This window comes from Rhizobium sp. BK049, from assembly GCF_014193135.1.
Taxonomy (GTDB): domain Bacteria; phylum Pseudomonadota; class Alphaproteobacteria; order Rhizobiales; family Rhizobiaceae; genus Rhizobium.
Genome location: NZ_JACHYV010000059.1, coordinates 1 through 4,152 on the forward strand (window position 1 = coordinate 1; position 4,152 = coordinate 4,152).

At 58.2% G+C, this 4,152-nt stretch carries 5 protein-coding genes; 1 reads left to right on the forward strand and 4 read right to left on the reverse strand.

Annotated features, from left to right (window positions below; translation table 11 throughout):
• From FHT70_RS29885 to rpsL, 4 genes are all read right to left on the reverse strand, one after another.
• A partial coding sequence (locus FHT70_RS29885) for a GTP-binding protein (RefSeq protein WP_018010120.1) occupies positions 1 to 93 on the reverse strand: 93 nt, incomplete at its 3' end.
• 68 nt (positions 94 to 161) lie between these two features.
• Positions 162 to 2,261 (reverse strand): elongation factor G, encoded by a 2,100-nt coding sequence (gene fusA / locus FHT70_RS29890; protein ID WP_085777820.1) that lies wholly within the window; start codon positions 2,259 to 2,261, stop codon positions 162 to 164.
• Between the two features lie 29 nt (positions 2,262 to 2,290).
• Positions 2,291 to 2,761: a 30S ribosomal protein S7 gene (rpsG, locus tag FHT70_RS29895; protein WP_004669085.1), complete on the reverse strand. Its 471-nt coding sequence runs from the start codon at positions 2,759 to 2,761 to the stop codon at positions 2,291 to 2,293.
• Positions 2,762 to 2,839: 78 nt separating this feature from the next.
• Positions 2,840 to 3,211, reverse strand: coding sequence for a 30S ribosomal protein S12 (gene rpsL / locus FHT70_RS29900; protein ID WP_003547537.1), 372 nt, complete (start codon positions 3,209 to 3,211; stop codon positions 2,840 to 2,842).
• A gap of 496 nt (positions 3,212 to 3,707) precedes the next feature.
• Between rpsL and FHT70_RS29905 the strand changes: the two genes are divergently transcribed.
• A complete protein-coding gene (locus FHT70_RS29905; protein ID WP_085777819.1) occupies positions 3,708 to 4,001 on the forward strand; it encodes a transcriptional regulator in 294 nt (97 codons plus the stop codon).
• Positions 4,002 to 4,152 lie beyond the last annotated feature (151 nt).

Here is a 4,152-nt window from a genome sequence, read left to right on the forward strand (position 1 = left end):
CGCTGCCGTCAGAGACGTCTTGCCGTGGTCAACGTGGCCGATCGTGCCGATGTTGACGTGCGGCTTGTTGCGCTCAAACTTACTCTTTGCCATTTTCGGCTCTCCGTTTTGCTAGTCCCCGAGGGGGTCTAATTCTTGTTATCGGTCAATTGGTATTCCGGTCACTTCTGACCGGAATACTTTGCCTGGATTTCGGTTGCGACGTTCGACGGGACCGGCGCGTAGTGATCGAAGGTCATCGTGTACTGAGCACGGCCCTGCGACATGGAGCGCAGGTTGTCGACGTACTTGAACATGTTGGCCAGCGGAACGTTGGCGCTGATGACAACCGCAATACCACGGCTTTCCTGACCCTGGATCTGGCCACGGCGGGAGTTGAGGTCGCCGATAACATCACCGACATAATCTTCGGGGGTGACGACCTCGACCTTCATCATCGGCTCGAGGAGCTGAGCGCCGGCCTTCTTGGCTGCTTCACGGAAGCAAGCGCGAGCAGCGATTTCGAACGCCAGGACCGAGGAGTCGACGTCGTGGAAGGCGCCGTCGATAAGCGTCGCCTTGACGCCCAGCATCGGGAAGCCAGCCAGCGGACCGGAAGACAGAACGCTTTCGATGCCCTTCTGAACGCCCGGGATGTATTCCTTCGGAACGGCACCGCCGACGATCTTGGATTCGAACTTGAAGTCTTCGCCTTCCGGGTTCGGTTCGAAGATGATCTTGACGCGTGCGAACTGGCCGGTACCACCGGTCTGTTTCTTGTGCGTGTAGTCTTCTTCGGTCTGGCGCGTGATGGTTTCGCGGTAAGCAACCTGCGGCGCACCGACGTTTGCTTCGACCTTGAACTCGCGGCGCATGCGGTCGACGATGATGTCGAGATGCAATTCGCCCATGCCGGCGATGATCGTCTGGCCGGATTCCTGGTCCGTCTTTACGCGGAAGGACGGGTCTTCAGCTGCCAGGCGGTTGAGCGCGAGGCCCATCTTTTCCTGGTCGCCCTTGGACTTCGGCTCGATGGCGATCTGGATGACCGGCTCGGGGAATTCCATGCGCTCGAGGATAACCGGCTTCAGCGGATCGCAGAGCGTATCGCCAGTGGTGGTTTCCTTGAGGCCGGCGAGAGCAACGATGTCGCCTGCGAAGGCTTCTTCGATGTCTTCACGCGAGTTGGAGTGCATCTGCAGCATGCGGCCGACGCGCTCGCGCTTGTCCTTGACCGTGTTCAGAACCGAAGAGCCCTTTTCGAGCTTGCCGGAATAGATGCGTGCGAAGGTGAGCGAACCGACGAAGGGGTCGTTCATGATCTTGAACGCCAGCATCGAAAGCGGCTCGGCGTCGTCTGCGTGACGCTCGATATCAGCTTCGGTCTTGAAGTCGATGCCCTTGATCGCCGGGATATCGAGCGGCGACGGCAGGTAGTCGACGACGGCGTCGAGCAGCGGCTGAACGCCCTTGTTCTTGAAGGCGGTGCCGCAGAACATCGGATGGAACTTGACGTCGATGGTGCCGCGGCGAACGAGTTCGCGGATCTTGTCGTTGTCGGGCATGTTGCCTTCAAGGTAGGCTTCCATCGCAGCTTCGTCGATCTCGACAACCGTCTCGATCAGCTTTTCGCGATATTCTTCAGCCTTGGCCTTCAGGTCATCCGGGATTTCGACGACGTCCCACTGGGCGCCGAGCGATTCGTCGCGCCAGATCAGGGCGTTCATCTCGACCAGGTCGACAACGCCCTTGAAGTCGCTTTCAGCGCCGATCGGCAGCTGCATGACGACGGCGGTGGCGCCGAGGCGGGTTTTGATCATCTCAACCGAGCGGTAGAAGTCAGCGCCGGTCTTGTCCATCTTGTTGCAGAAGATCATCCGCGGAACATGATACTTCTCAGCCTGGCGCCAGACGGTTTCCGTCTGCGGCTCAACGCCGGCGTTGGCGTCGAGCAGCGCGATGGCACCGTCGAGAACGCGCAGCGAACGCTCGACTTCGATGGTGAAGTCGACGTGGCCGGGAGTGTCGATGATGTTGAAGCGGCGCATCTTGCCGTCACGGCCCTTCCAGAAGGTCGTGGTGGCAGCAGAGGTGATCGTGATGCCACGCTCCTGCTCCTGCTCCATCCAGTCCATGGTAGCTGCGCCGTCGTGGACTTCGCCGATCTTGTGCGACTTGCCGGTGTAGTAAAGGATACGCTCGGTAGTCGTGGTCTTGCCGGCGTCGATATGCGCCATGATACCGAAATTGCGGTAGTCTTCGATCTTATATTCGCGAGCCATTGTGGACTGCCTTTCGATACCGTTCGGAATTACCAGCGATAGTGCGAGAACGCGCGGTTGGCGTCAGCCATCTTGTGCGTGTCTTCGCGCTTCTTGACGGCGGAGCCGCGGTTGTTGGACGCATCGAGCAGTTCGCCGGACAGACGGTCGATCATGGTGGTTTCGTTGCGCTTGCGGGCAGCGGCAATCAGCCAGCGAATGGCGAGAGCCTGGCGGCGCTCCGGACGGACGTCGACCGGAACCTGGTAGGTCGCACCACCGACGCGGCGCGAGCGGACTTCAACGTGCGGGGCAATGTTGTCGAGCGCAGAATGGAAAACCGAAAGCGGCTCCTGCTTGGACTTGCCCTGGACGGCGTCGAACGCACCGTAGACGATGTTTTCAGCAACGGACTTCTTACCATCGAGCATGATGGCATTCATGAACTTGGTCACGACGAGGTCACCGAACTTCGGATCCGGATTGATCTCGCGCTTTTCTGCTTTATGACGTCTGGACATACTTTTCGTCTCTTCAACCGTTAAGGCGCTTTATCACGCGGAGGACCTCGCGCAGCGCCGGATTATTCAAAATCCGAATTACTTCGGACGCTTCGCACCGTACTTGGAGCGACGCTGCTTGCGGTTCTTGACACCCTGGGTATCGAGAACGCCGCGGATGATGTGATAACGGACACCCGGAAGGTCCTTTACGCGGCCGCCACGGATCATGACGACGGAGTGCTCCTGAAGGTTGTGACCTTCGCCGGGGATGTAACCAATGACTTCGAAGCCGTTGGTCAGGCGGATCTTTGCGACCTTACGCAGAGCCGAGTTCGGCTTCTTCGGCGTGGTCGTGTAGACGCGCGTGCAAACGCCGCGCTTCTGCGGGTTCTCCTGGAGAGCGGGAACCTTATTACGCTTTACGTTCGCCTGGCGAGGCTTGCGGATCAGCTGGTTTACGGTAGGCATTCAACCATCCCTTACGTTTATCTCAGTACCCTTGCGGGCTTGAACTCACGCCGTCTCCGGCAATGACGCATGCTTTCCGTCAATGCGCAAAATATGGCCCGATCCGCTTCCGCAGATGGACCACAAGGAGCAGAGGACGCATAAAAACCTGCGTCATGCGTGCAGCATCATGACTTCAACGTGCGTTTAGAACCTTGTTTGAGGTGAATTTCAGGGCGCGTCGCCCCAAACAGCCAAGCCTCACATGGGATCTGATGGGCGGGGTACTACTGGTTTCCACCCGTTCCGTCAAGGCCAGTTAAGAAATAAACTTGGCCGCATCACCTTGATATGCGGGCCGAACGCCCTGTTTTCATCCTTCTAGACGCATTCAGGGACGTGCGCCAAGATAAAAACTTGGGCCTTGCAGCAAAAGCGGTTAAGGAATCAGCGATTGCGGCGTTAGGTCCTCTCAGCGGATTCGACAATGCGAATCTCCAGGAACCGAGGACAGGCGATGATCACGACACCTGATAACGACAATAATTTCGACGGGCCGATGATCTTCATCATCATCGGCAAAGGTTATGAGTCCGAGGCCAGCGAAGGCATCGACCTGCACATCCTGCTGAAGGCGCCCGATGACGACACCGCCGTGCGCGAAGCCTTGAACGCTCTTGCCGAGGAGGGTTTCATCGAGGCCGACCTCGACCAGATCGGCATGCTGACCGAAATTCCGGCGGAAGAGCCGCACGCCTCGGCGTATCAGGGTGCGGTTGATGGCGAGGTCGCGATCATCCGGTTCAACTGACGGGAACGCCCTCCCTCCCCCGATCAATTAGAGGCTAGAGCGGATCATTGCTTATAGGAATCGGTTCTGGATTCCCAAATCAGCAGATTTGTGATTCATGCTGGATGCTGGAATGGAGGCCAGCATCCATGACGCGACCCTATTCGAATGA

Coding starts and splice junctions, on each gene's coding strand:
- fusA (WP_085777820.1), bottom strand. CDS start 2,261: ATGGCTCGCGAATATAAGATCGAAGACTACCGCAATTTCGGTATCATG.
- rpsG (WP_004669085.1), bottom strand. CDS start 2,761: ATGTCCAGACGTCATAAAGCAGAAAAGCGCGAGATCAATCCGGATCCG.
- rpsL (WP_003547537.1), bottom strand. CDS start 3,211: ATGCCTACCGTAAACCAGCTGATCCGCAAGCCTCGCCAGGCGAACGTA.
- FHT70_RS29905 (WP_085777819.1), top strand. CDS start 3,708: ATGATCACGACACCTGATAACGACAATAATTTCGACGGGCCGATGATC.